Below are 19,416 nucleotides of genomic sequence, written 5' to 3'. Positions count from 1 at the left end.
TTCCAGCAGGCCAAGAACGAAGCCGGCCTGGACCAGTACCAGGCCCGGGACTGGCGGGCGTGGTACGCCCACATCACCCTGTCCATGGCCACCCACGCCCTACTCGTCGTCGCGAAATCCCTTGCCACACAAGCAAACCCAGCCTCGCGCAGGACATGCTGATCGCGCTGACCGTACCCGAGGTCCGGCGCCTGCTCCTGGCATTCACCCTGACGCGTCCCACCACCCCCGACCACGTCCTGGCCTGGTCCTACTTCCGACGACGCCGCCAATGGCAAGCCCGCGTCAGCCACTACCACCGGCGCGGACAGATACCGCCATAAGTGCCGTTGCAGTACTAAGCCGTGTTTCGTAGGGCGCGGAGCCATTGGTTGATGGCGGCGATCGTCAGGGTGGCCTCGTAGCGCACGGCGAGTTTGTCGTATCGGGTGGCCATGGCGCGGTGCTGTTTGAGCTGGTTGATGCCGCACTCGACGGCATGTCGCTGACGGTAGAGGGCGGGGTCGAAGGCGGGTGGTCGCCCGCCTTTAGATCCTTTGGCTTTGCGGTGCGCGTCCTGGTCGGTCTTGCTCGGGATGCAGGCTTGGATACCGCGACGGCGCAGGTGGGAACGGTTGGCCTTGGACGTGTAGGCCCTGTCCGCCAGCACTGTGTCCGGACGGGTTCGTGGCCGGCCGCCACCGGCACGGGTCACCCGCAGTTTGGCGAGCACCGCGATGAACTGGGGGCTGTCGCCGCGTTGTCCGGCGGTCACGACCAGGGCCATCAGCTTGCGGCCCTGCTCACAGGCCAGGTGGGTCTTGGTCGTCCAGCCGCCCCGGGACCGGCCCAGAGCGTGGTCTGCCGGCTCCTGCTGGGTTCCGCCGGGCGTCTCTTTCTGCCCGTCACCGTCGCGGCGGGCGCCCGCCGCATGCTGATGCGCGCGGCTGATAGTCGAGTCCACACTCACCATCCAGCCGATCAAACCGGCCGCGTCCGCCCGGGCCTGCAACACGGCCAGGAGCCGAGCCCAGACACCGTCGCGCTGCCACCGCCGAAACCATCGATACAGCGTCTGCCACGGTGGATACCCCGCGGGAACATCCCGCCACGGTGCCCCGGTTCGGACCCGCCACCGGATCCCGTCAATGATCGATCTGATGGCCCATCTACGCGGCCGATCACGACCCGTTCCCGCCGGCAGCAACGGCTCAAGCACCGCCCACTGCACGTCGGTCAGGTCATGTCGACTCGCTGCCGCTACGCTCGGCACGAGGTCTCCGGTGTGAAGTTCTAGCTTGGTCGCTGAACCAACTACCGGAGACCTCTTCAATTATCGATCACCGACACGCCGCGACATCGACGCCCTACGAAACACGGCCTAGCGGGCATCTGAGAGAGTCCCGCGCGTTCTGGGCAGCGGTCGGCAAAGACGTGCCTGGGGCATACCATCCACGCGAGATCTGCGAACATGCCGAGAGGCAGGGGGGCATCAAGCCGCCATGGCTGTTGAGGCAGCAGACACGAACACGGTTCCCTAGCACTCTCGAGTGATGGGCCGGGCGCTCGCGTGAGGCAGTGGCTGAACTTGCGCCGGATGTGGGTCCCTCAAGGGATCATTCATCGATCTAACGATCGTTCGGGTACCCGCCATGTGCGAGACTACTAGCGGACACGATGCAACGATCTGAGCACACTACGTCAAAAACCGAATTCGTCTGACATTGACTGCGCTGTTCCTACGGCCTAAGGACTTCCATGCGTCCTGACATCACGCACAACCCATCCCGTATTCGGCGAATGCTCGTGTCTGTCGTCGACGACGAAGGGGGCGATGAACTTTATGATCTCTATGAGTGGATACGTGCTGACCACAAGCTGCTAAAGGATGTAGTAAGACTGGTTAGCGGTCGTCCAGCACCTGGAGAAATGAGTGGAGCAGTTTCCGGGGTATTGGAGTTTGTATCCGGGAACGGCGAGTTGCTGTCGGCACTCGTCGGCGCAATCACTGGGTGGATTACTGCTCGTGCGTCGACGAGACGGAGCCGTGTCAGAGTAAAGTTTGGCGAACATGAGATTGAATTGGACTCGGCTAACCTTGAACGGTCGGCGGCCATAATATTTCAGCTGCACCGGGCGATGAGGGAGGATATGGGTTGCGCCTCCCCGAATTCGAACGTTCACGGGCAGTCTTAGTCGGCACGGCAACCTACGCGTCGGATAACCTCGACGATCTCCCAGCGGTGGCAGAGAATGTCAACTCGCTCGAAGCGACTCTTCTTGATACAAGGATTTCAGGATTTCATCGTGAGTTCTGCAGTCGTGTCCTTGACCCAAGGTCGCCGGACGATCTTCTCGGTCCGATCTATCGAGCATCCCAGGAAGCGGAGGATGTCTTACTGGTCTACTACGCAGGGCACGGGCTACTTGAAGGAGGGGGGCGGGACCTGTACCTAAGCTTGACGACAAGTAAGAGTGGCCAGTTCTGGACAAGCGTACCTTTCGATCACGTTTCAAGGATACTTCTGGGGAGCAGAGCTGCCGCAAAGATCGTTATTCTTGACTGTTGCTACAGCGGTCGCGCACTCGGCATCGCAATGTCGGATCCAGTTGCTGAGGCGGTCAGTCAGTTAAAGATCGAAGGTCTTTACATCGTAACTTCGTGTTCTGGGACAAAGACGTCGCTCTCGCCTGAAGGTTCTAGGCATACGGCCTTTACGGGCGCTCTGGTCTCAGTCATGCACAACGGAGTTAAAGGATCGTTCTCGACGATTCCGATGGATTTGCTTTACGAGAATGTGCGGGCGTTGATGCAAGAAAGCAGCTTGCATCTACCTGAGCAACGGATAGGGAATACCTCAGGAAAGATCGCACTGGTCAGAAACGTCCACAAGACGGAGAGGCCTGTAGACGCGATCGATGGCACGCTCGACGATCTACCGGTCGGGCAGCGTATCCAGCACTGGCGGCAACGGCGCGGACTCAGCGGCCGCACGTTTTCCAAGTTGATCGGAAGGTCGGAAAGTTGGGTTAGTCGCGTCGAGTCGGGGCGAATCCAGGTAGACAAGTTGACGATTCTCTCGCGAATTGCTATCGCGTTGAGCATCGATTTGCCAACTCTTATCGGCAAGGATCTGCCGAGAAACAGTTACGTCTCCTATACTTCGCTGGAAGTTGATGAAATAAGAGCACGGCTTGAGCAGTACCCCACCTTTGTTACCGCTCACGCAAATCCTCCCGGTGTCATCTTGGAGGATGAGATGCAAAAGGCAGTGTCTCACGCTTGGAAGTTACTTGGCAGCGCTGCGTACCCTTCGCTTTGCTCAGCGCTCCCGGCGATCATTCGGAAAGGAATGCATTTTGATGCTGCGCCAGACAACGCAAGTTTTCCCACGAACAAAGCCCGTTTGCTCTGTGAGGTCTATCAAATCACGTCATTGCTCTTAAGAAATCTTGGCGAGCACGAACTGGCATGGGTAGCTGGCGAGAAAGCTCTGGCCGCCGCAAGACGATCGGGCGATGAGCTACTCGTTGGGATGGCGCTAACGCGGGTTGGGAGGGCGCTCCTAGCTCTTGGCCGCGCCCGACCGGCGTTCGAAGTGTGCCTCGTGCAACTGAACGCGTTAGGGGAGACCGACGCGTCTGTCCGCGGCAAACATCGCTTAGCTGTTACTGGCGCTCTGTTGCTCGATGCGGCGATGGCTGCCGCCCGGATCGGCGACTCCGCAACACTGCGAGAGTTGTTTACCGCCGCAGACGAAGTCGGAGGCCTAGCCTCCTTCGCTGACGATCCGTACTACACGAATTTCAATACGCGCACGATCGATTTAGTTCGATCCGAGGCTGAGGTCGAGCTGGGAGAAGGGAAGACTGCACTTCAGATCCATGACACACGGATCGCCTCGATTGTGGATAGGCTCCCCCGCAACATGCAAGGCGCGCATTTCCTTGCAATGGCGCGCGCGTCACTCCACATCGGCGACGTCACTAGGGCACTTGCGATGGTCTTGGAAGTAGACAAGCGAGCTCCCTTCGAATTGACCGCACGTCCGTTGGCACACGAGGTGCTTGGGGATCTTTATCGCCGATCCAATGATCCGCCGACTCGTTTTATCGAGATCATCGATGAGATGGGGCTACTGAGGCCGGCAGCGCCGTTTAGCGCGCTAGGTGCGCGCGAGGGATGAGTAATAAATAGCGCTCGGCGGAGGCGGCCGCTCGGCCGGTTCCCGGTGCAACCCCCGAAGCGGCGCGCGTTCGAACCGCTGGTCAGATTCGTCGAGGATGTGCCTGGCCCTGCGACGCGCGTGGCTCTGCGTCGCCGCTAGGCACCCCGCGTCGTCCGCGTCGTAGGACAGCCGACGTGACCGAGCCTCCAAGCCCTCGGCGGGGCCACCCGTCCCCCGCATCCCGTCAGACCCGTTCGCCGATGGCGAGGCGCGCCTTAGTTTGCTGCGCGCGCTCGGCTGCCGCGCTGGCGCCGTAATGACGGGGCATGTCGTCGGATGACCAGCCGAGCAGCAGCATCAGGTCGCCAGTGTCGCCGCCGGCCAGCTTCCACTCGTGAGCGAAGCTGTGCCGCCACCGGTGGGCGTGCACGTTCGCCACCCCGGCCGCGGTGCCGAGCTGCTTGAGGCGGATCTTGATTCCGTTCGGTTCGAGGCGGCAGGCGTCGCGGGCGGACAGCCACAGGTGCGGCAGCTCGGCACCGCGGCGGTTCGATCGGGCTCGCAGGTATCGGCTGATCGCCCGACCGGTCCGGGGTCCGATCCGGACCCGGCGGTCCTTGGCGCCCTTGCCGTGGAATCGGACGGTGTCGGCGTGTAGGTCGAGGTCGTCGAGCATGAGGTTCCCGACTTCAGCCAGGCGTCCGCCGGTGTTGTAGAACAGGCGGATGAGGGCCTGGTCCCGCAGGTCCACGAACGTCGAGCTCGCGCAGGCGGCCAGTAGCTTGCGGGTGTCCTCGGCGGTGAGGACAGGCACCAGCTTTTCGGGTGTCTTGGGCTGGCGGACTCGGTCCATCGGTGAGCGGCGGATGGCCTCCTCGTCGACGGTGAGCCATTTGAAGAACTGCTGCAGGCTCTTGTGCTTGTTTAGCGCTGTGGACGCGGACCGGGTGTCGACCATCCACGCCTGGAAGTCCTCGACGTGGCCGCGGGCGACCAGGCACGGGTCGTCGGCGGCCTGAGGGGCGTCGAACTCGTCGCACTCGGTCGCGAGGTAGCGGCCGAGCTGAGCGGCGGCGAGCAGGTAGCTGTAGCGGGTGGTCTCCGGGTGGTTGGCGGCGCGCAGGGTGCGGTCCCAGTCGCGCAGGTAGCCGGACCAGGTGGGGGACAGACCGGCGGTGATCTTACGGATGTCGATGGTCGGCATGGTCGTTTAACTCCGAGTCAAGGGGTCTGGCAGCGGCGTGCTAGACCTGACATCGATGCCGAGCTATGAAAAGAGGGCTTCCGCAAGTCGTTGACCTGCGGAAACCCTCACGCTGTCGGGACGGCGGGATTCGAACCCACGACCCCTTGACCCCCAGTCAAGTGCGCTACCAAGCTGCGCCACGTCCCGTTGCCGGCGGGGTGTTGCGTCCCGCATGGCAGCCGCTACAGAGTAGCGCACGGGCGGGCTGCGTGTTTCGTGTGGTCCACGGTGTCGAGGGGCTGGAGGGGGCAATGGGGGAAAAGGGTGGATTGGGGGCGATCGGAGGCACTCCGCTGGTCGCGCTCGATCTTGGTGGGCGCGCAGGCGAGGTCTGGGTCAAGGTCGAGGCCGCTAATCCGACCGGGTCGTACAAGGATCGGATGGCGCTCGCGATGATCGAGGCCGCTGAGCGGGACGGGCGCCTTCAACAAGGGCAGACCGTGGTCGAGTACACCGGCGGCAGCACCGGGTCCTCGCTTGCCTTCGTCTGCGCCGTCAAGGGGTACCCGCTCAAGATCGTGTCCTCCGACGCCTTCGCTGACGAGAAGATCAGGACCATGCGGGCCTTCGGGGCCGACGTCGAGTTGATCCACAGCCCCGGCGGGAGTACGTCGGTGCGGCCGGCGCCTTCCTGGGCGCGGCCAGGGCGATCCGGGAACGCCTGCCGCACGCCAGCAGGGTCGCTGTCGAGCCCGCCGAGTCCGCGGTCCTGTCCGGGCAAGCGCCGGGGACCCACCACATCGAGGGCGGCGGCATCGGCTACTGGCCGCCGCAGCTGAGCAAGAACGACTTCGACGAGGTGATCGCCGTCCCCGACGCCGAGGCGTTCGCCACCGCGCGCCGGGCGGCCAAAGACCATGGCATCTTCAGCGGCCCGTCCACCGGCGCCAACCTCGCCGCCGCTCAGCAACTCGCGGCGCGGAACCAACGTGTGGTCACCATCCAGGTCGACAGTGGACTCAAATACCTGTCCGGACCCCTCTACGCCTGAAAACGACCACCAGCGCGAGGCCCGAGACGACCAGCAGCCCGCCGACCAACGACAACGACACGACCGGCGGCGGCCCGGTGATCGGCAGCCCCCCAACAGGCGGCGGCGACGCGACATAGTCGTAGACCGCCCGCGCCAGCTCGCGCACCGTCTCCGCCCCGAGCTCCTCCGGCCCCGCGGTCAGGAACGCGACCGCGATCTCCGTACCCGGGATCAGGTAGTAACCCACGTCGTGCGACACGTCGACCAGCTCGCCGGTCTTGTGCGCGACCGGCACCCCGGACGGCAGCGCCGCGGGAATCTTGCTGTTGAGCGTCTGTTCCAGCATGAAGCTCAACAGCAGATCACGGTTGACCTGGCGCAGCACGTTGCCGGACCAGACCGCCCCCAGCAGCGAGATGACGTCGTCCGGTGACGTGAAGTTCTCCGGCGGCGCCGGCGCCAGCATCTTGCGCGCCAGCACCGTCTCGGTCTGGTTCATCGAGTCCGCGAGCGCGTTGACCGGCCCGAACCCGCCGAGATAGTCGATCAGCACGTTCGTCGCCGTGTTGTCGCTGTACTTGATCGTGTACTGCGCCAGCCGAAACAAAGTCACGTTCTGCGGGAACGTCTCGTGCTGGAGCTCTCCGGTGCCTCCGACGACATCCGTGGGTAGGACCAGGACCGTGTCCGTGTACGCCGCCTGCCCGCAGTCGATGCGGCGCATGAGCTCGGTGATCACCCACAGCTTGATCAGGCTGGCGGCCTTCGGCCGGAAGCGCCCGGCCACCGAGACCTGCTGCTCGCCATACCGGCCGGACAGGTCGCGCACCGACACGCCCGCGGTCACCGGCGCCGCGTCCACGATGGCCTGCAGCTTGGCAGCCAGAGGGCGCAGCCGGCGACCGAGTGAAGGCGAGGTGGGCGGCTGCGGGCTCGTCACCGTCGGCCCGGTCAACTCCCGCCGGCCGACCGACAGGAAACCGGTCGAGCGCCCGACCAGCGGCACCCGGAACCGATAAGCAGTCCCCTCGTACGTGATCCGCCCGCTCGCGAAACCGCCGGCGACCCGCATCGTCGGGTTGTAGACGCGCCCGGTGTCGACCGAGCACGACCGGTACCGGACGGTCCGCATGGCGGCGTCGACCGAGAAGATCCCGTCACCGGCGGGCATCCACACGAGGTCGGCAGGGCGCGAGGGTGGACCGGCCGAAGCGGGGGAGGCCGGCGCGACCAAGGCGACCAGCACCATCAGCGCCGCGTAGCAACGCGCCATTCCGACCCCCGAGAAAACAACGACGCAACGTGTAAATAAGCACACGAAGAGTAGTTGAACGCGAGGGCGGCACGCCGCAGAACAGGATCAATAGACCAGGACGAGGTACGCCGTGAAGGCCGCCGCGACAGCAACCGCGAACGCCCGGTGGCGCCCCGTGACCACCGCGGCCGGCCGCTCGAACCGCCGGACGAGCGCGACCAGCAGCCCGAGCGCCACAGCCAGCACCGGGAACCAGCCGAGCCGCTCCGCGACCCAGTGACCGGACGTCGGCGCGTCGGTGAGCCCCGCGAACGAGCCCAGCCGCGCCGCGCCGGCGGACACCGCGACCAGCGCCGTCTGGTGCCAGCAGAAGATGGTCATCGCGCACAGGTTGAGCACCGCGACCGCTGTCCACAGCCCGCTGTGCCGGTGCAGCAGCCGGTCGAACCGCTCGCGGAGCAGGATCGCCGCGCCCGACTGCACCGCCGCCAGCGCCGGCACCAGCAGCGACGGCGGGTTGGAGTTCGAGCGCCCGGAGCCGGGCACGGTCACCATGCTGGCGGGATACCGCAACACGACCACGAGGGTCGCGAACAGCGCGGCGCCGCCGAGCAGCAGCCGCCACGCGGTGGTCCGGGTGATGCCGCCGCGGGCCCACGCCACACCGAGCTGATAGGTGAACATCCACGCGGGTACGACCGTGAGGTAACCGGCCCAGTCCGGCACGACGTGCAGCCCGTAGCGCGCCACGTCGGCGACCGCGACCGCCCCCGCGAGCGGCAGCGCCGCCGCCCAGCCCCAGCGCCGGTCCAGCCACATCGCCACCGGGGTGAGCGCCGTCACCACCGCGTAGATGCCGATGAACCAGAACGGCTGCACCAGCAGCACCGCCCAGGTGCGCAGCGTAGCCGGCGCGGCACCGGCCAGCGCGGCCAGCGGCAGGGCGGCCGTGACCAGCGCGACGGCGGCGACCACGGGCCACGCCAGGCGCAGGAACCGCCGCCGCAGCCAGGCCCGGTCGGTGCCGCCGCCGGAGCGCCACCGGGTCAGCGAGGCGCCGGCCGCGTACCCGCCGACGAGAAAGAACACGCCGAGCATCTGGAGCACCCAGGTCATGGGCGCGAGCCAGGCGGCGGCGCGCAGGGGGCTGTCGACGACGAGCCCGCCGGCGGTGCCCGGGCTGAGCCCGCCGACCAACCAATGTCCACACACGACACCGAGGATCGCCAGTGCCCGCAGGCCGTCTATGGCCCGTTCACGCTGGATTCCGGTGGCGGCGACCGGGGTGAGGGATACCGTCGCGGTCATGCTCTCGACGCTAGGTTCGGCGGCGCCGCGACTCGATCCGGCGGCCAACCGGATCCGTGGTAGTGCCAACCCCACCCGTAAGGGGATTTTCCTAGGTGCTTGCGGTGTGTAGTGGGAGCGCGCTACCGTTCAGCCAGGCCAAGGCGATCTGCCCTCGGCTGTCGCGTTGTCACCCACAGCACGACACCCCCGTGGATGTGCGCAGCTTTTCCGCTGCCCCCCGGGAGGCCGTTCATGATCGAGGCGACGCCCGATCGATCTCGACCGTTTCCGAACGCACGTCATTCGGGAGCGACTACATCCCACGAGGAGACGCGCGTGCGCGCTACCCCCAATGCTCCACAAGAGACGCCCGCCGGCGCCGATCCCGTCGACGGGATCGTCGACCAGCGCGGCGACCAGTACTTCGTGCGGACCCAGGGCTACGCGCCCGGGCCGCAGGACGCCTATCTGCCCCCGCCGCTGGTCCGCCGGCTCGGCCTGCGTCCCGGCGACCGGATCGTCGGCACCCTGCGCGCCGGTGACGGCCAGAACAACAAGAAGCCCGGCGGACGCCAGGGCGGTCAGAGCAAGCCGCAGGGCAACCGCCCCCGCCCGGTCGAGACCGTCGACACCGTCAACGGCCGCGACCCGGAACAGGCCCGCCGGCGCCCGGACTTCTACGACCTGACCCCGGTGCACCCGCACGAGCGGCTCCGCCTGGAGACCGACCCCCGCCTGCTCACCACCCGGGTCATCGACCTCGTGATGCCGATCGGCAAGGGGCAGCGGGCGCTGATCGTGTCACCGCCCAAGGCCGGCAAGACGATCGTGCTCAAGGCGATCGCGCAGTCGGTCCTGCGCAACAACCCCGAGTGCCACGTAATGGTGCTGCTGATCGACGAGCGGCCCGAGGAGGTCACCGACCTGCGGCGGTCGGTCAAGGGCGAGATCATCGCCTCGCCGTTCGACCGCCCGGCCCAGGACCACACCGCGGTCGCCGAGCTCGCCATCGAGCGGGCCAAGCGGCTCGTCGAGCTCGGTCGCGACGTCGTGATCGTGATGGATTCGTTGACCCGGCTCGGTCGCGCCTACAACAACACGGCCGGCGGCAACAGCCGTACCCTGTCCGGCGGTGTCGGCGCCTCTGCCCTCGCCCCGCCCAAGCGGCTGCTCGGCGCGGCCCGCGCCGTCGACGGCGGCGGCTCGCTGACCATCATCGCGAGCGCGCTGATCGACACCGGCTCGCGCGGCGACACCCTGATCTACGAGGAGTTCAAGGGCACCGGCAACGCCGAGCTCACCCTCGACCGGGCCAGCGCCGACGGGCGGATCTTCCCGGCCGTCGACCTCAACCAGTCCGGTACGCGCAACGAGCACCTGCTGATGCCCCCGGACGAGCTGGCCGCCGTGCACCTGCTGCGCCGCGCGCTCGCCGGCCGGGAGACCGTGCAGTCCCTACCGCAGCTGCTCGACCAGCTCGCCCGGACCGGCAGCAACGCCGAGTTCCTGCTCCGCACCGCCGGCCACGCCCGGGTGGGCTGAGCCGAGCAGCGCTCGCAGTTCCCGCACGGCGGCGCGCCCTGCGCGGTTCGCCCCGACCGTGCTCGCTGACGGCCCGTAGCCGACCAGGTGGATCCGGGGATCGGCGACCACCCGGGTGCCGTCCATGACGACGCCGCCACCCTCGCCGCGCAGCCGCAGCGGCGCCAGGTGGTCGAGCGCCGCCCGCCAGCCGGTGGCCCAGAGGATCACGTCGGCGTCCTGCCGGGTGCGGTCGGCCCAGACCACGCCATCGGGTACGACGCGTTCGAACATCGGCCGGCGGACCAGCACCCCGCGCTCCTGCGCGGCCGCCATCTGCGGCGTCCACGGCAGGTCGGTCACGCTGACCACGCTGCGTGGCGGCAGCCCCTCCTTGACCCGCGCCTCGACCTTGGCGATCACGGCTCGGCCGTACTCCTCGTCGAAAGGTCCCTCGCGGAAGACCGGCGGCCGGCGGGTGACCCAGGTGGTGTGCGCTCCGGCTTCGGCGAGCTCCAGCAGGGTCTGCACGGCCGACGTGCCGCCGCCGACGACCACGACCCGCTGGCCGGCGAACGCCTCCGGGCCGGGGTAGTCGACGGTGTGCAACTGCCGGCCGCGGAACGTCTCCTGACCTGGGTACACGGGCCAGAACGGCCTGGTCCACGTGCCGGTGGCGTTGATCAGTCCGCGCGTACGCCAGATGCCGTGGTCGGTTTCGACGAGCAGTCGGTCGCCGGGCCGCACCGCAGAAACCTTGACCGGCCGCCGCACCTCGAGCCCGAACCGGCGCTCGAAGGCCCCGAAGTAGGCGGGCACCGCGTCGGCGGCCCGCTCGTCCGGCGCCGGCGGGTCGAAGGGCATGCCGGGCAGGCCGAAGATCCCGTGTACGGTCGCCATCCGCAGGCTCGGCCAACGGTGCTGCCAGGCGCCGCCGGGACCCGGGTTGGCGTCCAGCACGACATGACTCAGGCCCGAACCGAGCAGGTGGTACGCGCTGGAAAGCCCGGCCTGACCTGCCCCGATCACCACGACGTCGATATCCGGCACGTGAGGGGTAACGCCGCACGCCGCCCAAGCCATGCCGGACGGGGCGGACCTCACAGTCGTCGCCGCGCATAAGGCGGACAATTACGGGCAAAGGGCGGGAGTGCCGCTGCTGACGCTGACCCGCGTGGCGTACCTCGTGGTCATCATCGTGTTGGCACCGGTGCTCTATCTCTTCTCCGCGACGCGAGTGGCGGCCGTGCTGATCGCGGGCGTCTTCAGCGTTGGCATGATCATCCTGCGGATCACCCACGGCCCGGCACGGAACCGCACCGGGTGGATCTTGATAGCCGTCGCCGCGGCCCTCATGACGGTGGGTGATGCGATCTTCGCCGTCGCCACCACCGGGGTCATCGAGGCCGCGGAGTTCCCCGGGCGGACAGACCTCTTCTTCCTGCTCGCCTACTTCCCGCTCGCGGTGGGCGTGCTGCGGCTGGCCGGGTGGCGCGCCTACCGGTCCCTGCCGACGATCATCGACATCAGCCTCCTCAGCCTCGCCGGTTCGCTGCTCATCTGGATCACGGTGCTGCGGCCGGGGCTCACCTCCGAGGCGGAGAGCACGTTCTCGATCTCGGTGGCCATCGCCTCGTGCGTCGGCTACGTCGCGGTGCTGGCCGCCGCGATCGCCGCGCTGGCGGCCGCCCGGGGCCGGGGCAACGTGCTGGTGATCGCGATCGGCGTGGCCGCCTTCCTGGTCGCCAACCTGGTCTTCATCCGGGCGCGGGTGCTCGACTCGTGGGGGGTATCGGTGGGGGCCGGATTCCTGCTGCTGGCCAGCGTCGTCGCGGCGGGCGTCGCGACGTTCTTCCCAGAGCGGGAACCCCCGGTCGCCCGGCGCTCGAGTCGCGTCCTGCGCCCCGCGACCCTTTTCACCATCGCGGTCGGGCTGCTGGTCGCCCCGACCGTGCTGCTCGTGGAGGCGACCACTGGCGCAGTGAACACCGCGACGGCCATCGGGGTGATCGCGGCCGTCGAGGCCGTTCTCGTGCTGGCGCGCCTGGGTGTCTCCGTGGCCGAGAGCCGGCGGAGGGCCGCCCGCAACGCGATCGCCCGGATCGGGCTGCGGCGGCTCGCGCTCGCCGCCAACGAGGAGGAGATCCTCGCGGCGTTGCGCGACGCCCTGCACGGGATGCTGCCGCCGGGCGCGCGGTCTGGGGTCCGGCTGGCTCGGGGCGATCCCGTTGGCGGCACGACCCCGGGCGAGCTCGTCTACCCGCTGGACAGCCGGCTGACCGATGTCGTCGCCGACGAACGGGACGACGCGCCGCGCCGGACCGCCTACGTCACGGCGCCGCCGCGGGACCTGGCGGAGGTCCACCCGTCGGTCGTGTCCCTGCTCGACCAGGCCGGCGTGGCCCTCGCCCGGATCGACCTGGCCGGCCGGCTCAACGACCAGGACCGGGAACGGTTCTTCCAACGGATCGTGTCGTCCAGCGAGGAGGTCATCCTGATCAGCAGGGAAGACCGCATCGAGTACGTGAGCCCGTCGGCGGACCGGATGTTCGGGCGCGACGTACACGGCGACCGGTTCGACGACCTGGTCCGGACGCCCGCTGGAGACCGCCGCACGTGGTCGGACGCGGAGAACGGCCGCGAGGCGTCGATCTCGCGTCCCGGGGGAGGCGGCGCGACGGTGCTGGTCTACCGCCGCGACCTCCGCGACGACCCGACGATCCGCGGCGTGATCACCACCCTGCACGACGTCACGGCGGAGCGGGAGCTGCGCCGGGACCTCGAGCACCGGGCAACCCACGACCCGCTCACGGGGCTCGCGAATGCCGCCCTGTTCCGCGGGTCGGTGCGGGAGGGCCAGGGCGAGCCGGACCGGGCCGTGCTGGTCGTCGACGTAGACGACTTCAAGATCGTCAACGACACCTTCGGCCACCACGTGGGTGACGAGCTACTGGCGATCGTGGCCGCCCGAATCACCGCGGGCATCCGGAACGTCGACCTGGCGGCCCGCATCGGCGGCGACGAGTTCGCGGTGCTCCTGCGCGCGGTCGACGAGCGCACCGCGACCGAGATCACCCGGCGGATCTCGGAGGCGCTGGGCCAGCCGGCATCGGTAGCCGAAACCCTCGTCAACACCCGGTCGAGCATCGGGCTGGCGCTGGCCTCCGTCGGCGACGACGACCACACGCTGCTGCGCAACGCGGACACGGCGCTTTACGTCGCGAAAGCGGCGGGCAAGGGACGCTGGCGCCAGTACACGGCGGGGATGCCGGCACCGAGCCGGCAACGCCCGGAGGTCCGCAACCGCATGGCCGCGGCGCTGTCGGCCGGGGAGCTGACCCTCCACTACGCACCGATCGTCGACCTGGCATCCGGCCATGTGGTCGGGTTCGAGGGGTTGCCGCGGATGGCCGACGACGGCGGGCCGATGTCTTCGGCCGAGATCGCCAAGGCCGCGGATGCGATCGGGCGTGCCGCTGAGCTCGGCGACTGGGTGCTGGAGCGCGCGCTACACGACCTGCCGCGGCTGAACGGTTCAGGCTCCGGTTCCGGTTCCGGCTCTGGCGTCGGGTCCAGCTCCAGCTCTGGGTCCGGCTTCGGTTCCGACCCCGGGTTCGGTTCCGCTTCTGGTTCTGGCGCTAGCTCCGGGTTCAGCTGCGGTTCCAGCTCAGGGTCTGGATCCGGCTTCGGGAACGGCGACGGCCGGTTCGTCGGCGTGGACGTCTTCTCGCGCCAGCTGCGGCAGCCCGACTTCGCCGACCGGGTCCGGCGCGCCATCGAGGCGGCGGACGCCGACCCGCGCCGCCTCGTGCTCGAGATCGCGGAGGCCGAGCTCGGCGAGGACACCGACCGCGCATGGAACCAACTGGACGAGCTGAGCGCTGCCGGCGTCCGGGTGGCGCTGGACGGCTACGGCACCGGCACCGCGTCGCTCAGCCACCTGCGCCAGCCGGCGATCGACGTCATCAAGCTCGACGCCTCGTTCCTCGCGGACGCCGGCTCACCGCGCTCGCGGCAGCTCCTCGCGGCCATCACGGACCTGGCCGGCACGTTGCGGCTCGAACAGGTGGCGCAGGGCGTCCACGACGAGGCCGGGTGCACGACGTTGCGGGACCTCGGCTGCGCGTACGCCCAAGGTCCGCTGTTCGGCCCGGCCGTCCCCGTGGACGTCGCAGAGACCTGGCGTTAGGCCCTCCGAAGGCCGGGCAACGGCGGGCCCGGGCGCCGTCCGGCCGCACAGCACGTTCACCCGGAGACGACACCGGTATCCGGGCGAGGTCGCCGCACACCCGACCCCAGATTCGAAGCTGCGCCTAAAGCTTCTCGGCGCAGACGAACGTGTAGTCGCTCGTCGACGACGGCAGCAACGGGCCGACCGTGAACGAGATGTGCCGGCCGTCCTCTGGGCACTTGGCACGGAGGTTGTCGGTCAGGTCGACCACCGTCCACGCCTCCGGTCTGTCCTTCGCCTCCGCACAGGGGACCTCGCCGTAGGTGACCCGCTGCACCGGACCGCCGCTGCTGCGTGTCAGCTCGACCACGCAGTCGCCGAAGACCAGGGGCGGTTGGCCGTCTCCGACCTCGCTGCGCGGCACCGTGGTCTGGCTCGGCGTGGGCCGGGCAAGGATGCTCACGCCCGGGCCCGGCGTCAGGCCGATCTGCGGAGCGGGCACCGCCTCGTCTTCGGTAGCGGCGCATGCGACCAGTGTGCCCAGGACCAGAGCGGCTGCGACGAGCGTCGATGCGGTTCGTCTCACGCGCCGCACGGTACCAAGGCCGGGCAATGGTCTCGGCGCGGACGCGTATCGGTCTCGGTGCCGACTCGCGGAGATTACGGAAGGACACGCCGCGATCACGGTTGTCGCGCTTCGGCAACGGCTCGGCCACGACGGGAGCGCTCGCTGTCCGCCGTCTGTCCAATGAAGAGGACACGAGGAGCGGGGAGGAACAGATGAAGCGCACGATTATCGGCGCCGCGGCGGTGGCCGCGTTGCTGGCGCTGACCGCCTGCGGGGGAGGGGCGGGCAGCTCGACCGGCCGCGAGGCCTCGGCACCGAACTACTCACAGCGCGAAGGCAGCGGCGAGCGCGACCCGCTCGACGATCCACAGTCGACGTTCGCGGTGGACGTCGACACCGCCTCGTACGGCTATGCCCGGCGCGTGATCCAGGACGGCGACCTCCCCGACCCGACCATGGTCCGGCCGGAGGAGTTCGTCAACGCGTTCGACCAGGACTACCCCGAACCGCGCGGCGGCGGCTTCGCGGTGTTCGCCGACGGAGCCCGGCCGCCCGCGGCCCACCGCGCCGAGGGCGACGTGCGCATCATGCGGGTCGGGCTGCAGACCCGGTCCGAGACCGACTTCCGCCGCCCGGACGCCTCGCTGACCTTCGTCGTCGACGTCTCCGGCTCGATGGCCGAGCCCGGCCGGCTCGACCTGGTCCGCGACGCCCTGCACACGCTGGTCGACCAGCTCCGCCCGACGGACTCGGTGGCCATCGTCTCGTTCAGCGACAAGGCCCGGGTGCTGCGCGAGATGACCCGGGTGTCGGAGAAGGCCGACCTGCGCCGGGCGATCGACCGCCTGCGTCCCGAGGGGAGCACGAACCTGGGCGCGGGGCTCAAGCTCGGCTACCGGGTGGCCCGTGACGGGTTCCGGGAGGGCACTTCCAACCGCGTGATCGTGCTGTCGGACGGGCTGGCCAACACCGGCGACACCGATTCCGACTCGATCCTGCGCCGGGTGCGTGAGGAAGCCGCGAAGGAGATCGCGCTGCTCGGTGTCGGCGTAGGCAGCGACTACGGCGACGCGTTGATGGAGCAGCTCGCCGACGGCGGCGACGGCTTCGCCGTCTACGTCAGCGAGCCGGAGCAGGCCCGCGACGTGTTCGTCAACCGACTGCCGGCGACCCTCGAGGTGCGCGCGCTCGACGCCAAGGTCCAGGTGACGTTCGACTCCAAGGCGGTCAGGGAGTACCGGCTGATCGGCTACGAGAACCGCGCCGTGGCCGACGAGGACTTCCGCAACGACAAGGTCGACGGCGGCGAGGTCGGCCCCGGACACAGCGTGACCGCCCTCTACGAGGTACGCCTGACCGGCGAGGACCCGCGCGCCGAGGTGGCGACCGTCCGGGTGCGCTGGCTCGACCCGGGCAACCGCAGCCCCGCCGAGGCATCCCACCGGATCACCGTGGCCGACCTCGACCAGGGCTTCGAGGAGGCGGCGCCCCGCCTGACCGTCGACTACGTGGCCGCCTACCTGGCCGAGACCCTGCGCGGCGGCGACCAGGTGATCCCCCTGGAGGACCTGCGCCGGATCGCCGACCGGATCGCCGACCGCGCGGCCGACCCAGCCGTGGGCGAGCTTGCCGACCTGGTCGCCCGCGCGGAGGAACTCCGCTAGGCCGCCCGCGGCGGGCGCCGCCGCACGGCGCCCGTGACGATCGGACCTAGAACGTGGTGAACGGCTCCGGGCGCGTGCAGGTCGTGTGCACCGGTAGTCGTTCGCCGCGTTCGGCGGCCGTGTGGATCGTTTCCATCGTGTCGAGCACGTGCAGCGCCAGCGTCGCGGACGCCCGATGGTCCCGGCCCGCCGAGATGGCCGCGACCATCTCCGCGACACCGAGGCCCCGGGAGTTGGCCGACCAGGGGGTGCGTAGCTCCTCCTCACGCCACTCGCCCGCGCCGCCGACCAGGACCGGCCCGCCGAAGTTGTTGGGGTCGTGCACGACCAGGGTGCCGGCGCTGCCGTAGAGCTCGATGCCGTGCGGGACCGTCGAGGCCGGCACGTCGAAGCTGAACACGGCCGTCACGGTGGCGCCGCCCGCGAACTCGAGCACCGCGCTGACGTGCGTGGGCACCTCGACCGGGATCTCGCGACCTGCCGGGGTGCGCCGGGTCGGGGACGCCGACGTGGCCACGGCGCTGACCGCCGCCACCGGGCCGAGCAGGTTGACCAGCGCCGTCAGGTAGTAGGGCCCCATGTCGAACAGCGGCCCGCCCCCGCGCTGGTAGTAGAAGTCGGGCTCCGGGTGCCAGTGCTCGTGGCCGGGGGAAAGCATGTGCACCGCGCCGGCGCGCGGGGTGCCGATGGCGCCCTCGTCGAGGAGGGCGCGGGCGGTCTGTAGGCCCGCACCTAGGAAGGTGTCGGGAGCGCTGCCGACCCGCACGCCAAGACCGGCCGCCTCGGCCAGCAGCAGCCGGGCATCGTCGACCGCGAGCGCCAGCGGCTTCTCGGCATAGACGTGCTTGCCCGCCCGGACGGCCGCTAGGCCGACCGCCACGTGGGCCGCCGGGATGGTGAGGTTGACCACAAGGTCGACGGAGTCGTCGGCCAGCAGGTCCTCGACGCTGCCGGCGGACGGGACGCCGTGCCGCTCCGCCGCCTCTTTCGCCCGCTCGACGTCGAGATCCGCGCAGCGTACGACCCCGGTCTGGGGCAGTTGGGGCAGGTTCTGGAAGTAAATCCCACTGATCTTGCCGCACCCGATCACACCGATACGCATGCGGCGGATGGTAGTCGCGGGCACCGACACTTCCAGCGTCATAGGCTTCAGACCATGACTGAGCATTTCGATCTCGTCGTTCTCGGCGCGGGCCCGGGCGGCTACACCGCAGCGGTCCGTGGCGCCCAACTCGGCCTGCGGACCGCGGTCGTGGAGGAGCGCTACTGGGGCGGCGTGTGTCTCAACGTGGGCTGCATCCCCTCGAAGGCGCTGCTGCGCAACGCGGAGCTCAACCACATCTTCACGACCGAGCGCAAGACGTTCGGCATCAACGTGACCGGTGAGGTGACCTTCGACTACGAGGCCGCCTTCACGCGCAGCCGCAAGGTCGCCGACGGGCGCGTGCGTGGCGTGCACTACCTGATGAAGAAGAACGGCATCACCGAGATCAACGGCCGGGGCACGTTCGTCGACGCCCACACGCTGGCCATCGGCGACCAGACCGTGACCTTCGACAACTGCATCATCGCGACCGGCGCCTCGACCCGGCTGATCCCCGGCACCGCGCTGTCCGACCGCGTCGTCACGTACGAGGAGCAGATCCTCAGCTCTGAACTGCCGTCGTCGATCGTCATCGCGGGCGCCGGCGCGATCGGGGTCGAGTTCGCGTACGTGCTGCACAACTACGGCGTCAAGGTCACCATCGTCGAGTTCCTCGACCGGATGCTGCCCCTGGAGGACGAGGAGGTCTCGGCGGAGCTGCTCAAGCGCTACAAGCGGCTGGGCGTCGAGGTGCTGGTCTCCACGCGGGTGGAGTCGGTGACCGAGTCCGCCGAGGGCGTCCAGGTGACCGTGTCGAACACCGAGGGACAGAGCCGGGTGATCGAGGCCGACAAGCTGCTCCAGGCGATCGGCTTCCAACCCAATGTCACCGGGTACGGCCTGGAGAACACCGGTGTCGAGCTCACCGATCGCGGAGCGATCGCGGTCGACGCGCGGGGGCGTACCAACGTGTCCGGGATCTATGCCATCGGTGACGTGACCGCCAAGCTGATGCTCGCCCACGCCGCCGAGAGCATGGGCATCATCGCCGCCGAGACGATCGCGAACGCGGAGACCATGGAGCTCGACTTCGTGATGATCCCGCGGGCGACATTCTGCCAGCCGCAGGTGGCCAGCTTCGGCTACACGGAGGCGCAGGCCTTGGCGGCCGGGTACGACGTGCAGGTCGCGAAGTTCCCCTTCACCGCCAACGGCAAGTCGAACGGGCTCGGTGACACGGTCGGCTTCGTCAAGATCCTTTCGGACGCGCGGTACGGGGAGCTGCTCGGCGCCCACCTGATCGGGCCCGAGGTGACCGAGCTGCTGCCCGAGTTGACCTTGGCCCAGCAGTGGGACCTGACCGTGCACGAGGTCGGGCGCAACGTGCACTCGCACCCGACGCTGAGCGAGGCGGTCAAGGAGGCGATCCACGGTCTCGCGGGGCACATGATCAATATGTGAGTGGCCTTCCCGGCTTTCGCGCGACTCGCCGGTAG

At 68.8% G+C, this 19,416-nt stretch carries 14 protein-coding genes, 1 tRNA gene and 2 pseudogenes; 9 read left to right on the top strand and 8 right to left on the bottom strand.

Annotated elements, in window-relative coordinates; genetic code table 11:
- Positions 1 to 162: pseudogene (locus tag CHC05_RS41010) on the top strand (IS701 family transposase); the annotation flags it as partial.
- Between the two features lie 175 nt (positions 163 to 337).
- Here CHC05_RS41010 and CHC05_RS32030 read toward each other — a convergent pair.
- The gene (locus CHC05_RS32030) at positions 338 to 1,252 is read right to left on the bottom strand and encodes an IS5 family transposase (RefSeq protein ID WP_089254357.1); all 915 of its coding nucleotides are present in this window, start codon (positions 1,250 to 1,252) and stop codon (positions 338 to 340) included.
- A gap of 485 nt (positions 1,253 to 1,737) precedes the next feature.
- Here CHC05_RS32030 and CHC05_RS43525 point away from each other — a divergent pair, with 485 nt between their 5' ends.
- Together CHC05_RS43525 and CHC05_RS32025 are read left to right on the top strand one after the other, a co-directional pair.
- Positions 1,738 to 2,175 (top strand): effector-associated constant component EACC1, encoded by a 438-nt coding sequence (locus tag CHC05_RS43525; protein ID WP_425426873.1) that lies wholly within the window; start codon positions 1,738 to 1,740, stop codon positions 2,173 to 2,175.
- The gene (locus CHC05_RS32025) at positions 2,136 to 4,166 is read left to right on the top strand and encodes a caspase, EACC1-associated type (RefSeq protein ID WP_089254356.1); all 2,031 of its coding nucleotides are present in this window, start codon (positions 2,136 to 2,138) and stop codon (positions 4,164 to 4,166) included. Before CHC05_RS43525 ends, CHC05_RS32025 begins: the two co-directional genes overlap by 40 nt.
- A 226-nt stretch (positions 4,167 to 4,392) precedes the next feature.
- Here the strand turns inward: CHC05_RS32025 and CHC05_RS32020 are convergent, their stop codons facing one another.
- Both CHC05_RS32020 and CHC05_RS32015 read right to left on the bottom strand, forming a co-directional pair.
- Entirely contained in the window at positions 4,393 to 5,352 is a 960-nt protein-coding gene (locus CHC05_RS32020) for a tyrosine-type recombinase/integrase (protein ID WP_089254355.1), read from the bottom strand.
- A gap of 115 nt (positions 5,353 to 5,467) precedes the next feature.
- Positions 5,468 to 5,541: transfer RNA gene (locus CHC05_RS32015), tRNA-Pro, on the bottom strand.
- Between the two features lie 62 nt (positions 5,542 to 5,603).
- On the opposite strand from CHC05_RS32015, the gene CHC05_RS32010 reads away from it, so the two are divergent.
- Positions 5,604 to 6,173, top strand: coding sequence for a pyridoxal-phosphate dependent enzyme (locus tag CHC05_RS32010; protein WP_218824750.1), 570 nt, complete (start codon positions 5,604 to 5,606; stop codon positions 6,171 to 6,173).
- A complete protein-coding gene (locus tag CHC05_RS42815) occupies positions 6,056 to 6,385 on the top strand; it encodes a pyridoxal-phosphate dependent enzyme (protein ID WP_245871321.1) in 330 nt (109 codons plus the stop codon). The genes CHC05_RS32010 and CHC05_RS42815 overlap by 118 nt, the downstream gene beginning before the upstream one ends.
- On the opposite strand, the gene CHC05_RS32005 is transcribed toward CHC05_RS42815, so the two are convergent.
- Both CHC05_RS32005 and CHC05_RS32000 read right to left on the bottom strand, forming a co-directional pair.
- Positions 6,354 to 7,640: a serine hydrolase gene (locus tag CHC05_RS32005; RefSeq protein WP_089254354.1), complete on the bottom strand. Its 1,287-nt coding sequence runs from the start codon at positions 7,638 to 7,640 to the stop codon at positions 6,354 to 6,356. The two genes, CHC05_RS42815 and CHC05_RS32005, sit on opposite strands and share 32 nt — an antisense overlap.
- A gap of 87 nt (positions 7,641 to 7,727) precedes the next feature.
- Positions 7,728 to 8,930: an acyltransferase family protein gene (locus CHC05_RS32000; protein WP_089254353.1), complete on the bottom strand. Its 1,203-nt coding sequence runs from the start codon at positions 8,928 to 8,930 to the stop codon at positions 7,728 to 7,730.
- A 366-nt stretch (positions 8,931 to 9,296) separates the two neighbouring features.
- On the opposite strand from CHC05_RS32000, the pseudogene rho reads away from it, so the two are divergent.
- Positions 9,297 to 10,454: pseudogene (rho, locus tag CHC05_RS31995) on the top strand (transcription termination factor Rho); the annotation flags it as partial.
- Here rho and CHC05_RS31990 read toward each other — a convergent pair.
- On the bottom strand, positions 10,368 to 11,462 hold the full coding sequence (locus CHC05_RS31990; RefSeq protein WP_245871318.1) for an NAD(P)-binding domain-containing protein: 1,095 nt from the start codon (positions 11,460 to 11,462) through the stop codon (positions 10,368 to 10,370). The pseudogene rho and the gene CHC05_RS31990 sit on opposite strands and share 87 nt — an antisense overlap.
- Positions 11,463 to 11,583: 121 nt before the next feature.
- On the opposite strand from CHC05_RS31990, the gene CHC05_RS31985 reads away from it, so the two are divergent.
- On the top strand, positions 11,584 to 14,622 hold the full coding sequence (locus CHC05_RS31985; RefSeq protein WP_089254350.1) for a putative bifunctional diguanylate cyclase/phosphodiesterase: 3,039 nt from the start codon (positions 11,584 to 11,586) through the stop codon (positions 14,620 to 14,622).
- 124 nt (positions 14,623 to 14,746) lie between these two features.
- Here CHC05_RS31985 and CHC05_RS31980 read toward each other — a convergent pair whose 3' ends face one another.
- Positions 14,747 to 15,190, bottom strand: coding sequence for a hypothetical protein (locus CHC05_RS31980; RefSeq protein ID WP_144022869.1), 444 nt, complete (start codon positions 15,188 to 15,190; stop codon positions 14,747 to 14,749).
- Positions 15,191 to 15,384: 194 nt separating this feature from the next.
- Between CHC05_RS31980 and CHC05_RS31975 the strand changes: the two genes are divergently transcribed.
- A complete protein-coding gene (locus CHC05_RS31975) occupies positions 15,385 to 16,836 on the top strand; it encodes a vWA domain-containing protein (RefSeq protein ID WP_089254348.1) in 1,452 nt (483 codons plus the stop codon).
- A 46-nt stretch (positions 16,837 to 16,882) separates the two neighbouring features.
- Here the strand turns inward: CHC05_RS31975 and CHC05_RS31970 are convergent, their stop codons facing one another.
- The gene (locus CHC05_RS31970; protein WP_218824748.1) at positions 16,883 to 17,938 is read right to left on the bottom strand and encodes a Gfo/Idh/MocA family protein; all 1,056 of its coding nucleotides are present in this window, start codon (positions 17,936 to 17,938) and stop codon (positions 16,883 to 16,885) included.
- Positions 17,939 to 17,992: 54 nt separating this feature from the next.
- Between CHC05_RS31970 and lpdA the strand changes: the two genes are divergently transcribed.
- On the top strand, positions 17,993 to 19,381 hold the full coding sequence (gene lpdA / locus CHC05_RS31965) for a dihydrolipoyl dehydrogenase (protein WP_089254346.1): 1,389 nt from the start codon (positions 17,993 to 17,995) through the stop codon (positions 19,379 to 19,381).
- The last annotated feature ends 35 nt before the right edge of the window (positions 19,382 to 19,416 follow it).

The sequence above is a fragment of the Asanoa hainanensis genome (assembly GCF_900188485.1).
Lineage (GTDB): Bacteria > Actinomycetota > Actinomycetes > Mycobacteriales > Micromonosporaceae > Asanoa > Asanoa hainanensis.
The sequence above is the reverse complement of the archived record's forward strand: the minus strand, read 5'-3'. Positions and strand labels throughout refer to the sequence as shown.

Coding starts and splice junctions, on each gene's coding strand:
- CHC05_RS31975 (WP_089254348.1), top strand. CDS start 15,385: ATGAAGCGCACGATTATCGGCGCCGCGGCGGTGGCCGCGTTGCTGGCG.
- CHC05_RS32005 (WP_089254354.1), bottom strand. CDS start 7,640: ATGGCGCGTTGCTACGCGGCGCTGATGGTGCTGGTCGCCTTGGTCGCG.
- CHC05_RS31970 (WP_218824748.1), bottom strand. CDS start 17,938: ATGCGTATCGGTGTGATCGGGTGCGGCAAGATCAGTGGGATTTACTTC.
- CHC05_RS43525 (WP_425426873.1), top strand. CDS start 1,738: ATGCGTCCTGACATCACGCACAACCCATCCCGTATTCGGCGAATGCTC.
- lpdA (WP_089254346.1), top strand. CDS start 17,993: ATGACTGAGCATTTCGATCTCGTCGTTCTCGGCGCGGGCCCGGGCGGC.
- CHC05_RS32000 (WP_089254353.1), bottom strand. CDS start 8,930: ATGACCGCGACGGTATCCCTCACCCCGGTCGCCGCCACCGGAATCCAG.
- CHC05_RS32020 (WP_089254355.1), bottom strand. CDS start 5,352: ATGCCGACCATCGACATCCGTAAGATCACCGCCGGTCTGTCCCCCACC.